The 15,862-nt window shown below is 57.9% G+C and carries 15 protein-coding genes; 10 read left to right on the forward strand and 5 right to left on the reverse strand.

The window, feature by feature from the left end; translation table 11 throughout:
* Window positions 1–13 precede the first annotated feature (13 nt).
* Complete coding sequence (locus tag ACA066_RS10215; RefSeq protein ID WP_497699082.1) at window positions 14–1,018, forward strand: ArsJ-associated glyceraldehyde-3-phosphate dehydrogenase; 1,005 nt, start codon at window positions 14–16, stop codon at window positions 1,016–1,018.
* Between the two features lie 9 nt (window positions 1,019–1,027).
* A complete protein-coding gene (gene arsJ / locus ACA066_RS10220) occupies window positions 1,028–2,245 on the forward strand; it encodes an organoarsenical effux MFS transporter ArsJ (protein WP_497699083.1) in 1,218 nt (405 codons plus the stop codon).
* Window positions 2,246–2,334: 89 nt separating this feature from the next.
* Here the strand turns inward: arsJ and copD are convergent, their stop codons facing one another.
* The 4 genes from copD to ACA066_RS10240 are packed head-to-tail and all read right to left on the reverse strand — an operon-like array spanning window position 2,335 to window position 6,389.
* A complete protein-coding gene (gene copD, locus ACA066_RS10225) occupies window positions 2,335–3,270 on the reverse strand; it encodes a copper homeostasis membrane protein CopD (RefSeq protein ID WP_497699084.1) in 936 nt (311 codons plus the stop codon).
* Between the two features lie 3 nt (window positions 3,271–3,273).
* Entirely contained in the window at window positions 3,274–3,657 is a 384-nt protein-coding gene (gene copC / locus ACA066_RS10230) for a copper homeostasis periplasmic binding protein CopC (RefSeq protein WP_497699085.1), read from the reverse strand.
* Window positions 3,658–3,712: 55 nt separating this feature from the next.
* The gene (locus tag ACA066_RS10235; protein ID WP_497699086.1) at window positions 3,713–4,600 is read right to left on the reverse strand and encodes a copper resistance protein B; all 888 of its coding nucleotides are present in this window, start codon (window positions 4,598–4,600) and stop codon (window positions 3,713–3,715) included.
* 10 nt (window positions 4,601–4,610) lie between these two features.
* Complete coding sequence (locus ACA066_RS10240) at window positions 4,611–6,389, reverse strand: copper resistance system multicopper oxidase (RefSeq protein ID WP_497699087.1); 1,779 nt, start codon at window positions 6,387–6,389, stop codon at window positions 4,611–4,613.
* Window positions 6,390–6,608: 219 nt separating this feature from the next.
* Between ACA066_RS10240 and ACA066_RS10245 the strand changes: the two genes are divergently transcribed.
* From ACA066_RS10245 to ACA066_RS10275, 7 genes are all read left to right on the forward strand, one after another.
* Window positions 6,609–6,884, forward strand: coding sequence for a metal/formaldehyde-sensitive transcriptional repressor (locus tag ACA066_RS10245; RefSeq protein ID WP_461981654.1), 276 nt, complete (start codon window positions 6,609–6,611; stop codon window positions 6,882–6,884).
* Window positions 6,885–6,892: 8 nt separating this feature from the next.
* A complete protein-coding gene (locus ACA066_RS10250) occupies window positions 6,893–8,032 on the forward strand; it encodes a nickel/cobalt efflux protein RcnA (RefSeq protein WP_497699088.1) in 1,140 nt (379 codons plus the stop codon).
* 153 nt (window positions 8,033–8,185) lie between these two features.
* A complete protein-coding gene (locus ACA066_RS10255; protein ID WP_497699089.1) occupies window positions 8,186–8,527 on the forward strand; it encodes a hypothetical protein in 342 nt (113 codons plus the stop codon).
* Window positions 8,528–8,626: 99 nt separating this feature from the next.
* Window positions 8,627–9,883: a TolC family protein gene (locus ACA066_RS10260; protein ID WP_497699090.1), complete on the forward strand. Its 1,257-nt coding sequence runs from the start codon at window positions 8,627–8,629 to the stop codon at window positions 9,881–9,883.
* The gene (locus ACA066_RS10265; protein ID WP_497699091.1) at window positions 9,880–11,364 is read left to right on the forward strand and encodes an efflux RND transporter periplasmic adaptor subunit; all 1,485 of its coding nucleotides are present in this window, start codon (window positions 9,880–9,882) and stop codon (window positions 11,362–11,364) included. Before ACA066_RS10260 ends, ACA066_RS10265 begins: the two co-directional genes overlap by 4 nt.
* Window positions 11,361–14,519: an efflux RND transporter permease subunit gene (locus ACA066_RS10270; protein WP_497699092.1), complete on the forward strand. Its 3,159-nt coding sequence runs from the start codon at window positions 11,361–11,363 to the stop codon at window positions 14,517–14,519. The genes ACA066_RS10265 and ACA066_RS10270 overlap by 4 nt, the downstream gene beginning before the upstream one ends.
* On the forward strand, window positions 14,516–14,866 hold the full coding sequence (locus tag ACA066_RS10275) for a copper-binding protein (protein ID WP_497699093.1): 351 nt from the start codon (window positions 14,516–14,518) through the stop codon (window positions 14,864–14,866). The genes ACA066_RS10270 and ACA066_RS10275 overlap by 4 nt, the downstream gene beginning before the upstream one ends.
* A gap of 331 nt (window positions 14,867–15,197) precedes the next feature.
* Here the strand turns inward: ACA066_RS10275 and ACA066_RS10280 are convergent, their stop codons facing one another.
* Window positions 15,198–15,404 carry a hypothetical protein gene (locus tag ACA066_RS10280; protein WP_214382263.1) on the reverse strand — a complete coding sequence of 69 codons (207 nt, stop codon included), beginning with the start codon at window positions 15,402–15,404 and terminating at the stop codon, window positions 15,198–15,200.
* A 235-nt stretch (window positions 15,405–15,639) separates the two neighbouring features.
* Here ACA066_RS10280 and ACA066_RS10285 point away from each other — a divergent pair, with 235 nt between their 5' ends.
* Window positions 15,640–15,834: a hypothetical protein gene (locus tag ACA066_RS10285; RefSeq protein ID WP_497699094.1), complete on the forward strand. Its 195-nt coding sequence runs from the start codon at window positions 15,640–15,642 to the stop codon at window positions 15,832–15,834.
* Window positions 15,835–15,862 lie beyond the last annotated feature (28 nt).

A 15,862-nucleotide genomic window follows, 5' to 3' on the forward strand; every position in this document is an offset into this window, starting at 1 on the left:
AGAGCACAACAACATGGCTATCAAAGTTGGTATCAATGGTTTTGGTCGGATCGGTCGCCTCGCTCTGCGAGCAGCCTGGAGCTGGCCGGAGTTTGAGTTCGTGCAGATCAACGATCCGGCAGGCGATGCAGTAACCCATGCGCACCTGATCAACTTCGACTCTGTGCATGGTCGTTGGCACAACGAAGCCAGCGCAGAAGGCGATCAGGTGGTGATTGGCGGCAAGCGTATCAAGGTGACCGCGAACAAAGCGATTGCCGACACCGACTGGTCGGGTTGCGATCTAGTGATCGAGGCCAGCGGTAAGATGAAAACCGTGGCGGTGTTGCAGGCCTACCTGGATCAGGGCGTTAAGCGTGTGGTGGTCTGCGCTCCAGTGAAGGAAAAAGGGGCGTTGAACGTCGTCATGGGCGTCAACCATCAGCTGTTCAAACCGGCTGAACATCGAATCGTCACCGCTGCTTCTTGCACCACCAACTGTCTGGCGCCCGTGGTGAAAGTGATCCACGAAAAGCTGGGCATTCGCCACGGTTCGATCACCACCATCCACGACCTGACCAACACCCAAAGCATTCTCGATCAGCCGCACAAGGATCTGCGCCGTGCGCGTGCTTCGGGGATGAGTTTGATTCCGACCAGCACCGGCTCGGCCACCGCCATCGCCGAAATTTTCCCAGAGCTGCGTGGGCGACTGAATGGTCACGCCGTACGCGTGCCGCTGGCCAATGCGTCGCTGACTGACTGTGTCTTTGAAGTCGAGCGCGCCACGACCGTCGAAGAAGTGAACCAGTTCCTCAAGGACGCTTCCGAGAACGAGCTGAAAGACATCCTCGGTTTCGAGACGCGTCCATTGGTGTCCATCGACTACCGTACCGACCCGCGCTCATCGATCATCGATGCGCTGTCGACCATGGTCATCAACGGCACCCAGGTCAAACTCTATGCCTGGTACGACAACGAATGGGGCTATGCCAACCGCACTGTCGAACTGGCCAAAATGGTCGGTCTGGCAGTCTAAGGAGCGGTTATGAAAGCGTTGTCAGCCCTCGCTCCGGAAGTGCGGCAGTACCTGCTCGTCACGGGCAACTACTGGGCCTTCACCCTCACCGACGGCGCGTTGCGCATGTTGGTGGTGCTGCACTTTCACGCGTTGGGCTACAGCCCACTGCAAATCGCCGCATTGTTCCTGTTCTACGAGCTTTTTGGCGTGATCACCAACCTGGTGGGTGGCTACCTCGGCGCCCGGCTGGGGCTGAACCGAACCATGAACATCGGGCTGGGCATCCAGGTCGCGGCGCTGCTGATGCTGACGGTTCCGGTGGCTTGGCTGACCATCCCTTGGGTGATGGGCGCTCAGGCGCTGTCGGGGATTGCCAAAGACCTGAACAAGATGAGTGCCAAAAGCTCCATCAAGCTTCTGGTTCCGGATGGGCAGCAGGGCAAGCTCTACAAGTGGGTGGCGATCCTCACCGGCTCGAAGAACGCACTCAAGGGTGTGGGCTTCTTTCTTGGCGGGGCCTTGCTGGCACTCATCGGCTTCAAAGGCGCCTTGCTGGCCATGGCGGGTGTCCTGGCGCTGATCTGGATCAGCAGCTTGATCCTGTTGAAGAAGGACCTGGGCAAAGCGAAAGCCAAGCCCAAATTTCGCGACATCCTCTCCAAGAGCCGGGCGATCAATATTCTCTCAGCAGCGCGGATGTTTCTGTTCGGTGCCCGCGATGTCTGGTTTGTGGTGGCCTTGCCGGTGTACCTGAGTAGTGTCTTCGGCTGGGACTTCTGGAAGGTTGGGGGCTTCCTTGCGGCCTGGGTGATTGGCTACGGCATCGTGCAGTCCTTCGCGCCCAACATCACCGGCAAAAAACGTGGGCATGTACCGGATGGTCGTGCGGCGTTTCTGTGGGCACTTGCACTGGCGGGCCTGCCTGCGGCAATCGCTCTCGGGCTGAACACCGGGTTGTCGCAGCAGGTGGTGCTGCTCGGCGGATTGATGGTTTTTGGTGCGTTGTTCGCGGTGAACTCCTCGCTGCACAGCTACCTGATCGTGTCCTACGCCAAGGAGGATGGAGTGTCGCTGGATGTGGGTTTTTATTACATGTCGAACGCCATGGGACGGTTGATAGGCACGGTGCTCTCCGGCTGGGTTTATCAGGTGTATGGGTTGGGCGCGTGCTTATGGATATCGAGTGCATTCGTTCTGTTTGCAGCTTTCATTTCTACAGCCCTGCCTCGGCACGCAAGTCACTGAATTATCTCTTGGTCTATTACGGGCGGCACTAGATACCGCCCACCTACTGTGTTCATTTTGACGAAGAGCTTTTACAAGTTTTGGCAACACTATTTGGATGCTATCTCCATTTCGGGACTCAACGTTCCCAACCAAGCCACTAGCCCCACAATCAAAACCGCCTTCGATAATTCAACCAACAAGCTGCGCCTTAACGAGTTAGCTGCCGCCCTATACTGGCCCTTCCGTAATGATCTCTCCACAAGCGGACCAAGGTGAAACCGGTTTAACGCAGCCAGCACCAGCATTCCGACAAAAAGCACTACTTTGATGAACAGCAAAGTTCCATAGGTGCTGAGGACTACACCATCGAGTTTAGGGCCCACGATAAACAGGTAGTTCACGACTCCGGTGACCGTGATGACAACTACGATCAATGCGCCCACCGATTCGAATCGGGTGACGGCCCGAGCCAGCAATCTAATGCGCTCTTCGGTTTGCAGCGTGTCGAACTTTGCCATCAAGGCAAATGCGACCAATGCGCCGAGCCAGGCTCCCGCCGCAAGTAAGTGCAGTATGTCCGTTGCAAAATGCCAAAAACGACGACTGCCTTCATCCATAGCCCCATGTCCGCTCCAGGCCAGACTTGCGAGGGCGATACCGCCGGCAATAGCTGCGACCAACAAGCTAACGCTAGGCGCACGGTGGTTAAGCATCACCGCTAAACCGCCAACGACCAACGCGATGATTCGCACGACCCAGGCCAGCCCTATGTCTGTCTCAAACACCATCATCTCAATATGCGGACGCAGCTGAGCGAAGTCTGACTCCCCACTCATAGCGCTCGCCATCATTACCATGCTGGCGACAGATACCAGCACACCGAGCGCCGTCGTCCCCACCACGATAGACCGAAACGGCAACACGGCACCCGACACTCGCTCATAGCCTTTAAGGCTGTACAAACCAAAAAGCGCTACGCCAAACAGCAGCATCAAATCCATGTACAAGCCGAAGCGCAGGGCAATGCTGGCCCAATCGCTCATCAATTACTTCACTTTGAACGTAATGTTGCCGGTGATCGGATGAGTGTCCGATGACACCGCCCGCCATTCGACTTTATAGCTACCAGCGGGCAAAGGAGAGAGCGGCGTGATAACCATAGTTTTCGGGTCGCTGCCGCCGGAGACTTTGGCCTTCATGGGCATCGGGGAGTGGGCCATACCGGGCATTTCGGTCATGACCAGTTTCGCGCCTGAGAACTGGGTCATGAGGTTTTCGGAAAAGTGCAGTTCGATCTTGCCGGGGGCCGCGCCGTCCGCGCCTTCCTCCGGGGTGGAGGAGAGCAATTTCGGGTGCGCCTGAGCGAATGTGCTCAGGAGCAGCCCGGTGGAAAGTGCGATGGCAACAGCGGTGGTTTTGATCAAGCGCATACAAGGCCTCTCACCGCTTTCAGCGGTATTTTTTTGATTGTTAAGTTGACGCGTTCTAGAACCACAGCCGAACACCGAGTACGAGACGTGCTTCGCTGCGATCCTCGCCGTCGTCCTTGGCATAATCGGCGGTGTTGCCGTAGGTGCGGTTCCAGGTCACGCCGATGTAAGGCGCAAACTCCCGGCGGATTTCATAACGCAGGCGCAGGCCCGCTTCGGTGTTGGACAAGCCGGAACCGATGCCTCGTTGAGGGTCGTTTTTGCTGTAGAAATTAAGTTCGGCGGTTGGCTGCAAAATGAGTCTGTTGGTCAGCAGGATGTCGTAGTCGCCCTCCAGGCGCGCGGCGGTTTGGCCACCTTCACCGATGAACGCCGTAGCTTCGGTTTCGAAGTTGTACAGCGCCATGCCTTGCACGCCGAACGCCGCCCAGGTTTGCGGGTCGCCGGGTTTGAAATCCTGGCGAACGCCGGCCACTACGTCCCACCACGGGGAGATGGCGTGGCCCCAGAGAGCCTGGATTTCCGCATCTTCGGTCTTGCCGTTGGTGCGTTCGCCTTCGGAGCGCAGCCACAGGCGGTCGATGTCTCCCCCGATCCAGCCGGAGATATCCCAGGCCAGGGTGCTGCCGTCATCGGCGTCCTGCCATTCAAGTTTGTCAGCGAGGAAGTACGTGTTGAACGCGGAGTCGTGTACGTTATGCCCACCCGGGCTTACAAACACCGCGGCGCGATCGGCATCGGTCAAAGCCGGAATCGGTGTGCGACTTTCGGTCGACGCAGCAGGCTGCATTTGGCCGTCGTCCATGCTTTGCATCTGGCTGTGGTCCATGCCTTGCATCTGGCCTTGATCCATGTTCTGCATGTCGTCCGTGGCCGCCATTGCCGAAGAAATTGTCAGGCTCGCGGTCACGAGCGCCAAAGAAATCGGAGTGATCCTGATCATGGGTAGCGCCTCATTCTTCCACGCGAACTTCACGGAACATGCCCATTTCCATGTGGTACAGGAGGTGGCAGTGATAGGCCCAGCGGCCGAGCGCGTCGGCGGTCACCCGATAACTGCGCCGTGAGCCTGGCGGCATGTCGATGGTGTGTTTGCGCACCATGAACTGGCCGTTCTCGTCTTCAAGGTCGCTCCACATGCCGTGCAGGTGGATGGGGTGGGTCATCATCGTGTCGTTGACCAGCACGATGCGGATTCGCTCGCCGTACTTGAGGCGCAGCGGTTCGGCGTCGGAGAACTTCACGCCGTTGAACGACCAGGCGAACTTCTCCATGTGGCCAGTGAGGTGCAGTTCTATGGTGCGGCTGGGGTCGCGGCCGTCCGGGTCTTCGAAGGTGCTGCGCAGGTCGGAATAGGTTAGGACGCGACGACCGTTGTCACGCAGGCCGAGGCCAGGGTCATCAAGCTTGGGTGAGGTGGTCATGGCTTGCATGTCCACCAACGGATTGTTGCTTTCCGTCGCGGGGTGGGACTGCATTTCGCCCATTCCAGCCATACCGCTGTGATCCATGCCGGACATGCTATCCATGCCTTGCATTGAGCTGTGGTCCATACCCGTCATCTGGCTGTGATCCATGCCCGCCATGTCGCCACCCATACCGCCGTGATCCATACCGCCCATACCCATGTCATCCATGGTCACCAGCGGCCTCGGGTCTAGTGGTGGTATCGGCGCGGATACACCCATCTTCACCGCCAGCGTGCCACAGGCATAGCCAGTGCGATCCATCGACTGGGCGAACAAGGTGTAGGCATCCTGGGTCGGCTCGACAATCACATCGAACGTCTCCGCCACCGCGATGCGAAACTCGTCGACGCTCACCGGTTTGACGTGCAGACCGTCTGCGGCGACCACCGTCATTTTCAGACCGGGAATGCGTACGTCGAAGTAGGTCATGGCGGAGCCGTTGATAAAGCGTAGGCGCAGTTTCTCGCCAGGCCGGAATACCCCCGTCCAGTTCATGTCAGGCGACTGACCGTTCATCAAGTAGGTGTAAGTCGCGCCGCTGACGTCGGCCAGGTCCGTGGGATTCATCTTCATTTCAGCCCACATTTTTCGATCTGCGACCGTGGAGCCCCAACCTTTTTCACTGACGTCGTGGATGAAGTCGCCCACGGTGCGCTTGTTGTAGTTGTAGTAATCCGACTGTTTTTTCAACGTCTTCATCAGGCCGACCGCGTCTTCGTCGGTCCAGTCGGTCAGCATAACCACGTAATCTCGGTCGTACTGGAACGGCTCCGGCTCCTTCGCATCGATCACCAACGGGCCGTAAACGCCGGACTGTTCCTGAAACCCCGAATGACTGTGATACCAGTAAGTGCCGTTCTGCCGGACCTTGAATTGATAGACATACATCCCACCCGGTTCAATGCCATGAAAGCTCAGGCCCGGCACACCGTCCATGTTGGCCGGCAGCAGGATGCCGTGCCAGTGAATTGAGGTGTCGGAGTTGAGTTTGTTCCTCACCCGCAACGTGACCGTGTCACCTTCGCGCCAGCGCAGCAGGGGGCCGGGTATGCCGCCATTGATGGTCATCGCGGTGCGCGGGTTGCCGGTGATGTTGACCGGGGTTTCGCCGATGAACAGGTCGAAATCGGTACCGGCCAGGACATTCGCCTCGCCGGGGCTGGTGATCGCCCAGACAGGTGTGCGCCATAGCCCGAGGCCGCCGAGAATCCCGGCGGCGGCGAGCCCCTTCACAAAGTTTCGTCTTGATGTTTCAGGTCGCATGACGCTTTGTTCCCAGTCAGTCAGATGACAGAGCAAACAGGAGATGCTGCCAAGTTCGATGAAGATGGTAATGGGTGCAACCTTTCAGAAGGCTGAGCCAAAGATTACGGTTTTGTCAGCTTCACCCGCAGCTTTGGCCGCGACCCACTCGAATGCTGGCTTGCGAATGCCTGGTTTCTGAGTGAATATGCGCATCAATATAGGATAGGTGGGTATGGTATGTCGCATGTTCATGGGCAAAAAGACGACCTGTTGAAGCGTGTTCGGCGTATCGCCGGTCAGGTTCAGGCTATAGAGCGAGCGCTGGAGTCGGACGCGGACTGTGCCAAAACGCTGCATCTTGTCGCGGCCACACGCGGGGCAATGAACGGCCTGATGGATGAAATTATCGAAGCTCACGCGCACGCTCACGTCGCGAACCCTGAATTGAGCGATGAAGAGCGCGCTAAAGGTGTCGAAGAGTTGCTTGAAGCCATCCGTCGTTATTCGAAGTAGATCCTGTCATGCCAAATTTTGCAGAACTGCTTCAACAGGGCGGCACCCACGCGTGGCTCTACTTCCCGAGCGCGATACTGCTAGGTGCGTTGCACGGGCTTGAGCCCGGCCATTCAAAGACCATGATGGCGGCGTTCATCGTCGCCATCCGTGGATCGGTGAAACAGGCCGTTTTGCTGGGCTTGGCCGCAACGCTCTCGCACACGGCAGTGGTGTGGTTAGTTGCCATCGGTGGCATGTATTTGGGCAAAAGTCTGGACGCCCGAACGACTGAGCCGTACTTCCAGCTCGCGTCCTCCGCGCTGATCATTCTGATTGCGCTCTGGATGCTGTGGCGTACCTGGCGCGGCGAACAGATGTTCAAGTTCGAGCAAGGTGATGATCACCACCACGGCGACCATGACCATGGTCATCACGATGAGACTCAGCACATTGATACGGGTCACGGGCGGATCGAAATGGCGATTTTCGAACAGGGAATGCCCCCACACTGGCGCATGAAGGCGTTGAGTGGACATGCCTGGTCAGCGGCAGAGGTTCGACTGACGACTACCCGCTCAGATGGCAGCATTCAAGAGTTCTCGTTCGTCGAGCGCGAAGGTTTCCTGGAATCGACCGTCGACATTCCTGAGCCTCATGAGTTTAGTGCTCGCTTGAGTCTTGGGCATGTGGGCCATTCCCATGATTACGATCTGGATTACCAAGAGCACGGACACAGTCACGAACACTCCGAGCTGGAAGGCCTGGAACTGTCGATAGATGGGTATCAGGATGCACATGAACGCGCCCATGCCAACGATATCCGTAAGCGCTTTACCAATCGTGAGGTCACCACTGGCCAGATCATTATGTTCGGGTTGACCGGGGGGCTGATTCCTTGCCCAGCGGCTATTACCGTTCTGCTGCTCTGCCTTCAGGTCAAGGAAGTCGCCTTGGGAGGCGTGCTGGTCCTGTGTTTCAGCCTTGGTTTGGCGCTTACATTGGTATCCGTCGGTGCGGCGGCGGCCATTGGTGCTAAACAAGCTTCCAATCGCTGGCCTTGGCTTGGCGCAGTTGCGCGTCGCGCACCTTATCTGTCCAGCGTATTGATCATCGGTGTCGGACTTTACGTGGGGGTTCACGGCTGGATTGGTTTGAGTGCTGCCTAGTCTGGAATCAGACTCGTTGGTTGTTTCAACTTTGTGCCGGTAATGCTGGCTTAATTCAGGTTCGGTGATATCGCCTGAGTTAGGCCTTTCGGCAGATTGTTTATGCTCTGCGTCCAATTGTAAGAGCCATTTTCAGCGACTACACTCCAGCCCATGAAACGTTATCTGCGGTTTTGCCTCATCTTCATGATCAGCTTGGCGCTTCCCCTCAGCGGGATGGCGGGCGTTCAGGCACCGACAGAACCTTGCCCAATGAAGACGATGGGCATGGCGATGATGGGCGACATGGGGATGGACTGCTGCCACGATATGAAAAGCCCTACCGAGCATGGCAAACCTTGTAAACCGGGTCAGGAATGCAAGACGGGCGGCATGCTGCAAGTCTCGATCTTCAAGCCTCCTGTAACTGTATTCAGCCCTGTAGTGCTTTCCTTCTTCATCGATTCCCTACCCGTACAGACCCCGTCCGGGGTATGGCGACCGCCTCGCGTTTGATCCCTGTCCCACATTGAGCCGCATTCCGCATTAGCGGGATGGACTAGCTGTGCGCATGTCTTTTGACGCGTGCAGTGGATGATCACAGGAATCGTAAACATGAACTCCAAGTGCTATTGCACAGGCTGGTCCCTCGTGGCCGGTCTGGCGGCAAGCGTACTGGCATTGCCGAGCTTCGCTGCCGCATTGACACTCGATGAAGCGTTGCGGCTGGCCGAAAACAATGCACCGTCGCTGACTGCACAAGACGCCAAAATTCAGGCAGCCAGCAGCGCGGCTATTCCAGCCGGTGAGCTACCTGACCCCAAACTGCTGCTGGGTGTGCAGAACTACCCCATTGGTGGTCCGGATCGCTGGAGCATCGACCAGGACTTCATGACCATGCAAATGGTCGGGGTCAGGCAAGAGATGCCCAACAGCGATAAGCGCAAAGCGCGCGTCGAGGTCGCCGATGCGGCCATTGATCGAGCCGCTGCGGAGCGTCGAGTCGAACGTCTGAAGGTACGCCAGTCCACGGCGTTAGCCTGGATCAGCAGCTACTCGGTTGAGCGCAAAGATGCGCTGTTCCAGGACTTCTACAAAGAAAACCGCCTGTTGACCGATACCGTCCGGGCCCAGATTGCCGGTGGTCGTGCTCAACCCTCCGATGCGGTGACACCTAAGCAGGAAGCGGCTCAACTGGCGGAGCAACAGGACGATCTGATTCTCCAGAGAGCACAGGCCCGAGCAGCCCTCAAACGCTGGATTGGTTCCGCCGCCAACGACAAGCCTGTGGGCAGCTTGCCGGAGTGGCCCGTCGATACCTCGAGCTACTCTCATAAACTGCAACACCATCCCGAGTTGGCAGCGTTTGCGCCGATGACCCGTGAAGCGCAAGCCAAGGTTCGTGAAGCCGTGTCGGAGAAACAGTCGGACTGGAGCTGGGAGCTGGATTATCAGCGCCGTGGCCGTGAGTTTGGCGATATGGTCAGCGTGCAATTTTCCTGGGATCTACCGCTGTTTCCTGACTCTCGCCAAAACCCCAAAATCGCAGCCAAACAGGCTGAACTCAGTCAGCTTGAGGCCGAGCGCGAAGCCCTGTCACGCGAGCACACTCAGCAACTGGAAAACGAACTGGCTGACTATGAACGCCTGAATCGTGCCGTGCGCCGAAACCAGGAAAGCCTGTTGCCGCTGGCCAAGGAAAAGGTCGAACTCAGCATCGCCAGTTATCGTTCCGGCAAAGGCGATTTGAACGCCGTTGTTGCCGCCCGTCGTGAACTCATCGAGGCCCGTCTCAAACAGATCGACGTGGAAGAGCAGCGAGCGCTGACCAGTGCGCGACTGTATTTTGCTTATGGGGAGTCCAGCCAATGATCCTTAAAAAATGGAACGGGGCATTGTTGCTAGGCATCTCGCTGGCATTGGGTGTTGCCGGTGGTTACTGGTTCGCTTATCAGCGCATGAGCGGAGTACGCAGTAACGCCCCGGAGCAGAACCTCAATTCACCGGGCGAACGCAAAGCGCTCTATTGGTACGACCCCATGTACCCGCAGCAAAAGTTCGATAAGCCAGGTAAGTCCCCCTTCATGGACATGCAACTGGTCCCCCAATACGCCAGCGGCGCAGGGGATCGGGCGATCGTCAGTATCGATCCAGGTCTGACCCAGAATCTCGGTCTGCGTTTTGCGACTGTCACTCGTGGGATCTTTGATTCGAGCCTCGACGTGACAGGTGCCTTGACGTTCAACGAACGTGATGTCGCTGTGATTCAGGCACGCACCACTGGCTTTGTGGAGCGGGTCTATGCCCATGCTCCCGGCGATGTACTCAAAGCCAACGCGGCGTTGGCGGATATCCTGGTGCCTGAGTGGGCCGCTGCCCAGACAGAGTTTCTTGCGCTTAGGCGCAATGGAGATGCTGACTTGTTGGCTGCGGCCCGACAACGACTGCGGCTCACAGGGATGCCGGCAGCACTGATTACTGAGGTAGAGCGTGGCGGTAAGGTTCAGCCCTACCTGACGCTCACCAGCCCCATTGCCGGTGTGCTGCAAGAATTGAATGTACGTGCGGGAATGACCGTGGCGACTGGCGATACTCTGGCACGCGTCAATGGCTTGAGCAGTGTCTGGCTAGCCGTGGCCGTTCCAGAATCGGATTCCGGATCTATCACCGTGGGGCAGGGTGTCGAAGCGCGTCTGCCAGCCTTCCCGGGGACAACGCTCAGTGGCAAGGTCAGCGCGATTTTGCCCGAGACCAATCCGGACAGCCGCACCCTTCGTGTGCGGGTGGAACTACCCAATCCGGACGGGCGCCTCAGGCCGGGTTTGACGGCGCAGGTACGCCTGAATCGTTCGACCGGGCAAAGTGTGTTGTGGGTGCCGAGCGAAGCCGTCATTCGCACGGGCCGACGTGCTCTGGTGATGCTTGCCGAAGACGCCGGCCGCTACCGTCCCGTGGAGGTGCAACTCGGGCAGGAAAGCGATGGCAAGACGGCGATATTGAAAGGTCTGGAAGAAGGCCAGAAGGTGGTTACCTCTGGCCAGTTCCTGCTCGACTCGGAGGCTAGCCTCAAGGGCATCGTTGCAAGCACAGAGGAAGAGTCACCACCCAGCGCAGCAGCCTCCAGCTTTCATGAAGCGGATGGGCAGATCGTTGAGATCAACGATAAAGAAGTCACGCTTGCCCATGGTCCTTTCAAGACTCTGGGCATGCCTGGTATGACGATGACGTTCCCGCTCGCTAGTCCGGCGTTGATGCAGGGCCTCAAAGCGGGCGATAAGGTTCGGATTGCGGTGAGCCAGACCGATGATGGTTTGCGTGTCGAGCGTCTGGATAAATCGGGGAGCCAGCCATGATTGCTGCCCTGATTCGTTGGTCAGTGGCCAACCGATTCCTGGTGCTACTGGCGACGCTGTTTGTCACGGCTTGGGGCATTTGGTCAGTGCAGAGCACGCCCATCGATGCGCTGCCAGATCTCTCCGATGTTCAGGTAATCATCCGCACCCCTTTTCCGGGACAAGCACCGCAGATTGTCGAGAACCAGGTGACCTATCCGTTGGCCACCACCATGCTCTCAGTACCGGGAGCCAAGACCGTGCGTGGTTATTCCTTCTTCGGCGACAGCTTCGTTTATGTGCTGTTCGAAGACGGCACTGACTTGTACTGGGCTCGCTCGCGGGTGTTGGAGTATCTGAGCCAAATACAAAGTCGGTTGCCGGCCAGCGCCAAGCCGGCGTTGGGACCGGATGCGACGGGCGTGGGCTGGATCTATCAGTACGCACTGGTGGATCGCAGTGGAGGACACGATCTGGCGCAGCTACGCGCACTTCAGGATTGGTTCCTCAAGTTCGAACTCAAGACCCTGCCCAACGTTGCGGAAGTGGCCACCGTGGGAGGCATGGTCAAGCAGTACCAGGTGCAGCTTGATCCGCTCAAACTGGCCAGTCTCGGTATTACTCAGGCTGAGGTGACCGAAGCTATCGGCAAGGCCAACCAGGAAACCGGTGGCGCGGTGCTGGAGATGGCAGAGACCGAGTTCATCGTGCGGGCTTCCGGATACTTGAAGACGCTTAATGACTTTCGTGCGATCCCGCTCAAGCTGGGCTCGGGCGGTGTTCCGGTGACCCTTGGCGATGTCGCCACGATTCAGTTGGGGCCGGAAATGCGGCGTGGCATTACTGAACTCGACGGCGAAGGCGAGACCGTCGGCGGCGTGGTGATTTTGCGCAGCGGCAAGAACGCTCGCGAGACCATTGCGGCGGTCAAGACCAAACTCGACGAACTGAAAAGCAGCCTGCCGGCCGGGGTGGAAATCGTCACCACCTACGACCGCAGCAAGCTGATCGACCGCGCTGTGGAAAATCTCAGCCACAAGCTAATCGAAGAGTTCATCGTCGTCGCGTTGGTGTGTGGGATCTTCCTCTGGCACCTGCGCTCATCCCTGGTGGCGATCATCTCCTTGCCTGTTGGTGTGTTGATTGCCTTCATTGTCATGCGCTACCAGGGCATCAACGCCAACATCATGTCCTTGGGCGGGATAGCCATCGCCATCGGCGCCATGGTCGATGCCGCCGTGGTGATGATCGAGAACGCCCACAAGAAGATTGAGGCATGGCACGCGGCCAATCCGGGGGAAGAACTGAATGGTGAACGTCATTGGCATGTAATGACCGAAGCGGCGGCAGAGGTAGGCCCGGCGCTGTTCTTCTGTTTGTTGATCATCACCCTGTCGTTCATTCCGGTGTTCACCCTGGAAGCTCAGGAAGGACGGCTGTTCGGCCCTTTGGCTTTCACCAAGACCTACGCCATGGCCGCAGCGGCGGGATTGTCAGTGACCTTGGTGCCAGTGCTGATGGGCTACTGGATTCGAGGACGAATTCCCAGTGAACATCAGAACCCGTTGAACCGGTGGTTGATTCGGATCTATCAGCCCGCCCTGGACGTAGTCTTGCGTCGACCAAAGATCACGCTGCTGGTGGCGCTATTGGTTTTTGTCAGTGCGCTATGGCCAATGTCTCGCTTGGGTGGCGAGTTTCTCCCCCCGTTGGACGAGGGCGACCTGCTCTATATGCCTTCAGCTCTGCCGGGATTGTCGGCGCAGAAGGCCGCGCAACTACTGCAACAGACCGACCGCCTGATCAAGACCGTGCCAGAGGTTGAACACGTCTTTGGTAAAGCCGGCCGCGCTGAAACCGCCACCGACCCGGCACCGCTGGAGATGTTCGAAACCACCATCCAATTCAAGCCGCACGAGCAATGGCGTCCAGGCATGACCCAGGAAAAGTTGGTGGAAGAACTGGATCGAGTGGTACGAGTCCCCGGGCTGACGAATATCTGGATACCACCGATTCGCAACCGTATCGACATGCTGGCCACTGGGATCAAGAGTCCCATCGGAGTGAAAGTTGCCGGCACCAACCTAGCGGAGATCGATGCCGCGACTCAGGCGGTTGAGCGAGTGGCCAAGGGCGTGCCCGGCGTCAGTTCGGCTCTGGCCGAGCGTCTGACCGGTGGCCGCTATATCGACGTGGATATCGACCGCAAAGCCGCCGGTCGCTACGGACTGAATATCGCCGATGTGCAGTCCATCGTGGCCGGCGCTATCGGCGGTGAAAACGTCGGCGAGACCATTGAAGGACTCGCACGCTTCCCGATCAACGTACGCTACCCCCGTGAGTGGCGTGACTCGCTCGGTGCCTTGGAGCAATTGCCGATCTACACCCCGTCAGGGAGTCAGATCACCCTCGGCACAGTGGCGAAGGTCAAAGTCACGGACGGCCCACCAATGCTCAAGAGCGAGAACGCACGGCCTTCGGGCTGGGTGTACATCGATGTGCGGGGTCGGGACATTGCCTCGGTGGTCGCCGATCTACGCCGGGTCGTCAGTGAGCAGGTCAAGTTGCAGCCCGGTATGAGCCTGAATTACTCAGGGCAATTCGAATTTCTGGAGCGGGCCAACGCCCGACTCAAACTGGTGGTGCCTGCCACGCTGTTGATCATCTTCGTGCTGCTCTACCTGACTTTTGCCCGCTTCGATGAGGCCTTGCTGATCATGGCCACTCTGCCATTCGCACTGACTGGCGGAGCATGGTTCCTATATCTGTTGGGGTTCAACCTGTCAGTCGCCACCGGGGTCGGCTTTATCGCCTTGGCCGGTGTTTCCGCCGAATTTGGCGTGATCATGCTGCTCTACCTGAAGAAAGCCTGGGCCGAACGTGAAGACCTCGGCGACAACACTGAGCGCGGGCTGGTTGCGGCCATTCGTGAAGGCGCCGTGCAGCGCGTGCGACCCAAAGCCATGACTGTGGCGGTCATCATTGCCGGTCTGTTACCCATCCTGTTGGGCAGCGGTACTGGCAGCGAAGTGATGAGCCGCATCGCCGCGCCGATGGTCGGGGGTATGGTCACCGCGCCCTTGCTTTCCCTGTTTGTCATTCCGGCAGCCTACCGCTTGATGCGCCGCCGGCGCCTCCCAGTTGAAACCACCACCCCTCAAGGAAAAGTCATATGAAACTGACCCTGATCGCCGTTGCAAGCACCGTAGTTACGCTGTCTTTTTCGGCCCTGGCAGAGGACATGCCGGGCATGAAAATGGACGGTATGGAGGGCATGCAGATGAAGCAGGAAACAAAGCAGGCCCCGGTAGCCAATGCCGAAGGAACGATCAAGGCTATCGATACAACTAAGCACACTGTGACCATCTCCCACGGCGCTGTTCCCGCCGTGCAATGGCCGCCGATGACCATGGCCTTTTCCGTGACAGAAGATCAGCTGACAGGGCTGACGTCTGGAGACCGAGTGTCGTTTTCCTTTCGGTTAGAGGGTGGCAGAGCCACGATTGTGTCCATCAAAAAGTGAAACAGCGGTAATTGAAGTGGCCGGCACGCATTGTCGCGCCGGTTACTCCAATCTACCTGTACACGAAAACCAGTGGTTCAGTGACGTAACGTGAATGGCACTATTGGTAGAGCGCAGCGGCGTTCGCGTTCTACCTGTTGCTGTTCACCTACGATGGTTTTAAACGCGAGGACTCGATCCATGAAAGAAGAGCCTCGGATTGGACGATGCCCACTCGGGAAGAGATTGGACGAGCCAATGAGAGGAATTAGGATCGGAGTCCTCCGCTGACACCAGGATCCGGGGGGTGAGTCAAAGGTGGCAGGACGTCACCTCCCCGGAACAGGCACGCTCAGGGCAAGTAGCCAGCAGCCTGGACGAGGTGGTTGTCCTGCCCGGCAACGATGAGATGCATGGGCACATGGGGTTGCTCATCAACGGAAGTGACCTCAAACCCACCCACCACCAGCGGCTGTCGCTCACACATTTCGGTCGACTCTCCCGCCAGTTTTTTCGCCATTTTCGCGTGGTTCGCTGCGATTTCATTGAGAGTTGACACGTTACATCTCCGGGTGACGGACCCAGCGTATCGCTGGCGTCCATAAGTATTGATTGATTGGCCGCCACGTCAGAATTCCGTCGTTCCGGGGCGGCTACGGCCAGCGTTTGCAAAGCCTGAGCCAGAGGTGGTTACAATTTCTTGACGGGCGTTTTCAGGCGACGAATGGTGGTCGGTTGCTGGTTATAAATCGGGCGTAAACTGGCAGGGCTACTTCATCAAAAGGAGCCGCAATATGATTGCCGACCGAACGACCGCACAGACGTCCGCGGACAAAGCTGTCTGGGATCAATATTTCTGCGCTGCGCTGATTGCGGAAAGCAATCTGACGGCGCCGGTTGTAGGAGGGGCCACTCATGAGGACAGGCAGAATCTGTTGATTGAAAGAGCCAAGGCGCTCGCTGACAAGATGATGGATACCCGCGAATAAATGAAAAAGCCCGACCTTTTCAGGTTGG

The sequence above is a fragment of the Pseudomonas sp. LBUM1651 genome (genome assembly GCF_059716135.1).

What these genes read in the sequence shown, in the direction of transcription:
- ACA066_RS10215 (WP_497699082.1), top strand. Translation starts at nt 14, where the DNA reads ATGGCTATCAAAGTTGGTATCAATGGTTTTGGTCGGATCGGTCGCCTC.
- arsJ (WP_497699083.1), top strand. Translation starts at nt 1,028, where the DNA reads ATGAAAGCGTTGTCAGCCCTCGCTCCGGAAGTGCGGCAGTACCTGCTC.
- copD (WP_497699084.1), bottom strand. Translation starts at nt 3,270, where the DNA reads ATGAGCGATTGGGCCAGCATTGCCCTGCGCTTCGGCTTGTACATGGAT.
- copC (WP_497699085.1), bottom strand. Translation starts at nt 3,657, where the DNA reads ATGCGCTTGATCAAAACCACCGCTGTTGCCATCGCACTTTCCACCGGG.
- ACA066_RS10235 (WP_497699086.1), bottom strand. Translation starts at nt 4,600, where the DNA reads ATGATCAGGATCACTCCGATTTCTTTGGCGCTCGTGACCGCGAGCCTG.
- ACA066_RS10240 (WP_497699087.1), bottom strand. Translation starts at nt 6,389, where the DNA reads ATGCGACCTGAAACATCAAGACGAAACTTTGTGAAGGGGCTCGCCGCC.
- ACA066_RS10245 (WP_461981654.1), top strand. Translation starts at nt 6,609, where the DNA reads ATGTCGCATGTTCATGGGCAAAAAGACGACCTGTTGAAGCGTGTTCGG.
- ACA066_RS10250 (WP_497699088.1), top strand. Translation starts at nt 6,893, where the DNA reads ATGCCAAATTTTGCAGAACTGCTTCAACAGGGCGGCACCCACGCGTGG.
- ACA066_RS10255 (WP_497699089.1), top strand. Translation starts at nt 8,186, where the DNA reads ATGAAACGTTATCTGCGGTTTTGCCTCATCTTCATGATCAGCTTGGCG.
- ACA066_RS10260 (WP_497699090.1), top strand. Translation starts at nt 8,627, where the DNA reads ATGAACTCCAAGTGCTATTGCACAGGCTGGTCCCTCGTGGCCGGTCTG.
- ACA066_RS10265 (WP_497699091.1), top strand. Translation starts at nt 9,880, where the DNA reads ATGATCCTTAAAAAATGGAACGGGGCATTGTTGCTAGGCATCTCGCTG.
- ACA066_RS10270 (WP_497699092.1), top strand. Translation starts at nt 11,361, where the DNA reads ATGATTGCTGCCCTGATTCGTTGGTCAGTGGCCAACCGATTCCTGGTG.
- ACA066_RS10275 (WP_497699093.1), top strand. Translation starts at nt 14,516, where the DNA reads ATGAAACTGACCCTGATCGCCGTTGCAAGCACCGTAGTTACGCTGTCT.
- ACA066_RS10285 (WP_497699094.1), top strand. Translation starts at nt 15,640, where the DNA reads ATGATTGCCGACCGAACGACCGCACAGACGTCCGCGGACAAAGCTGTC.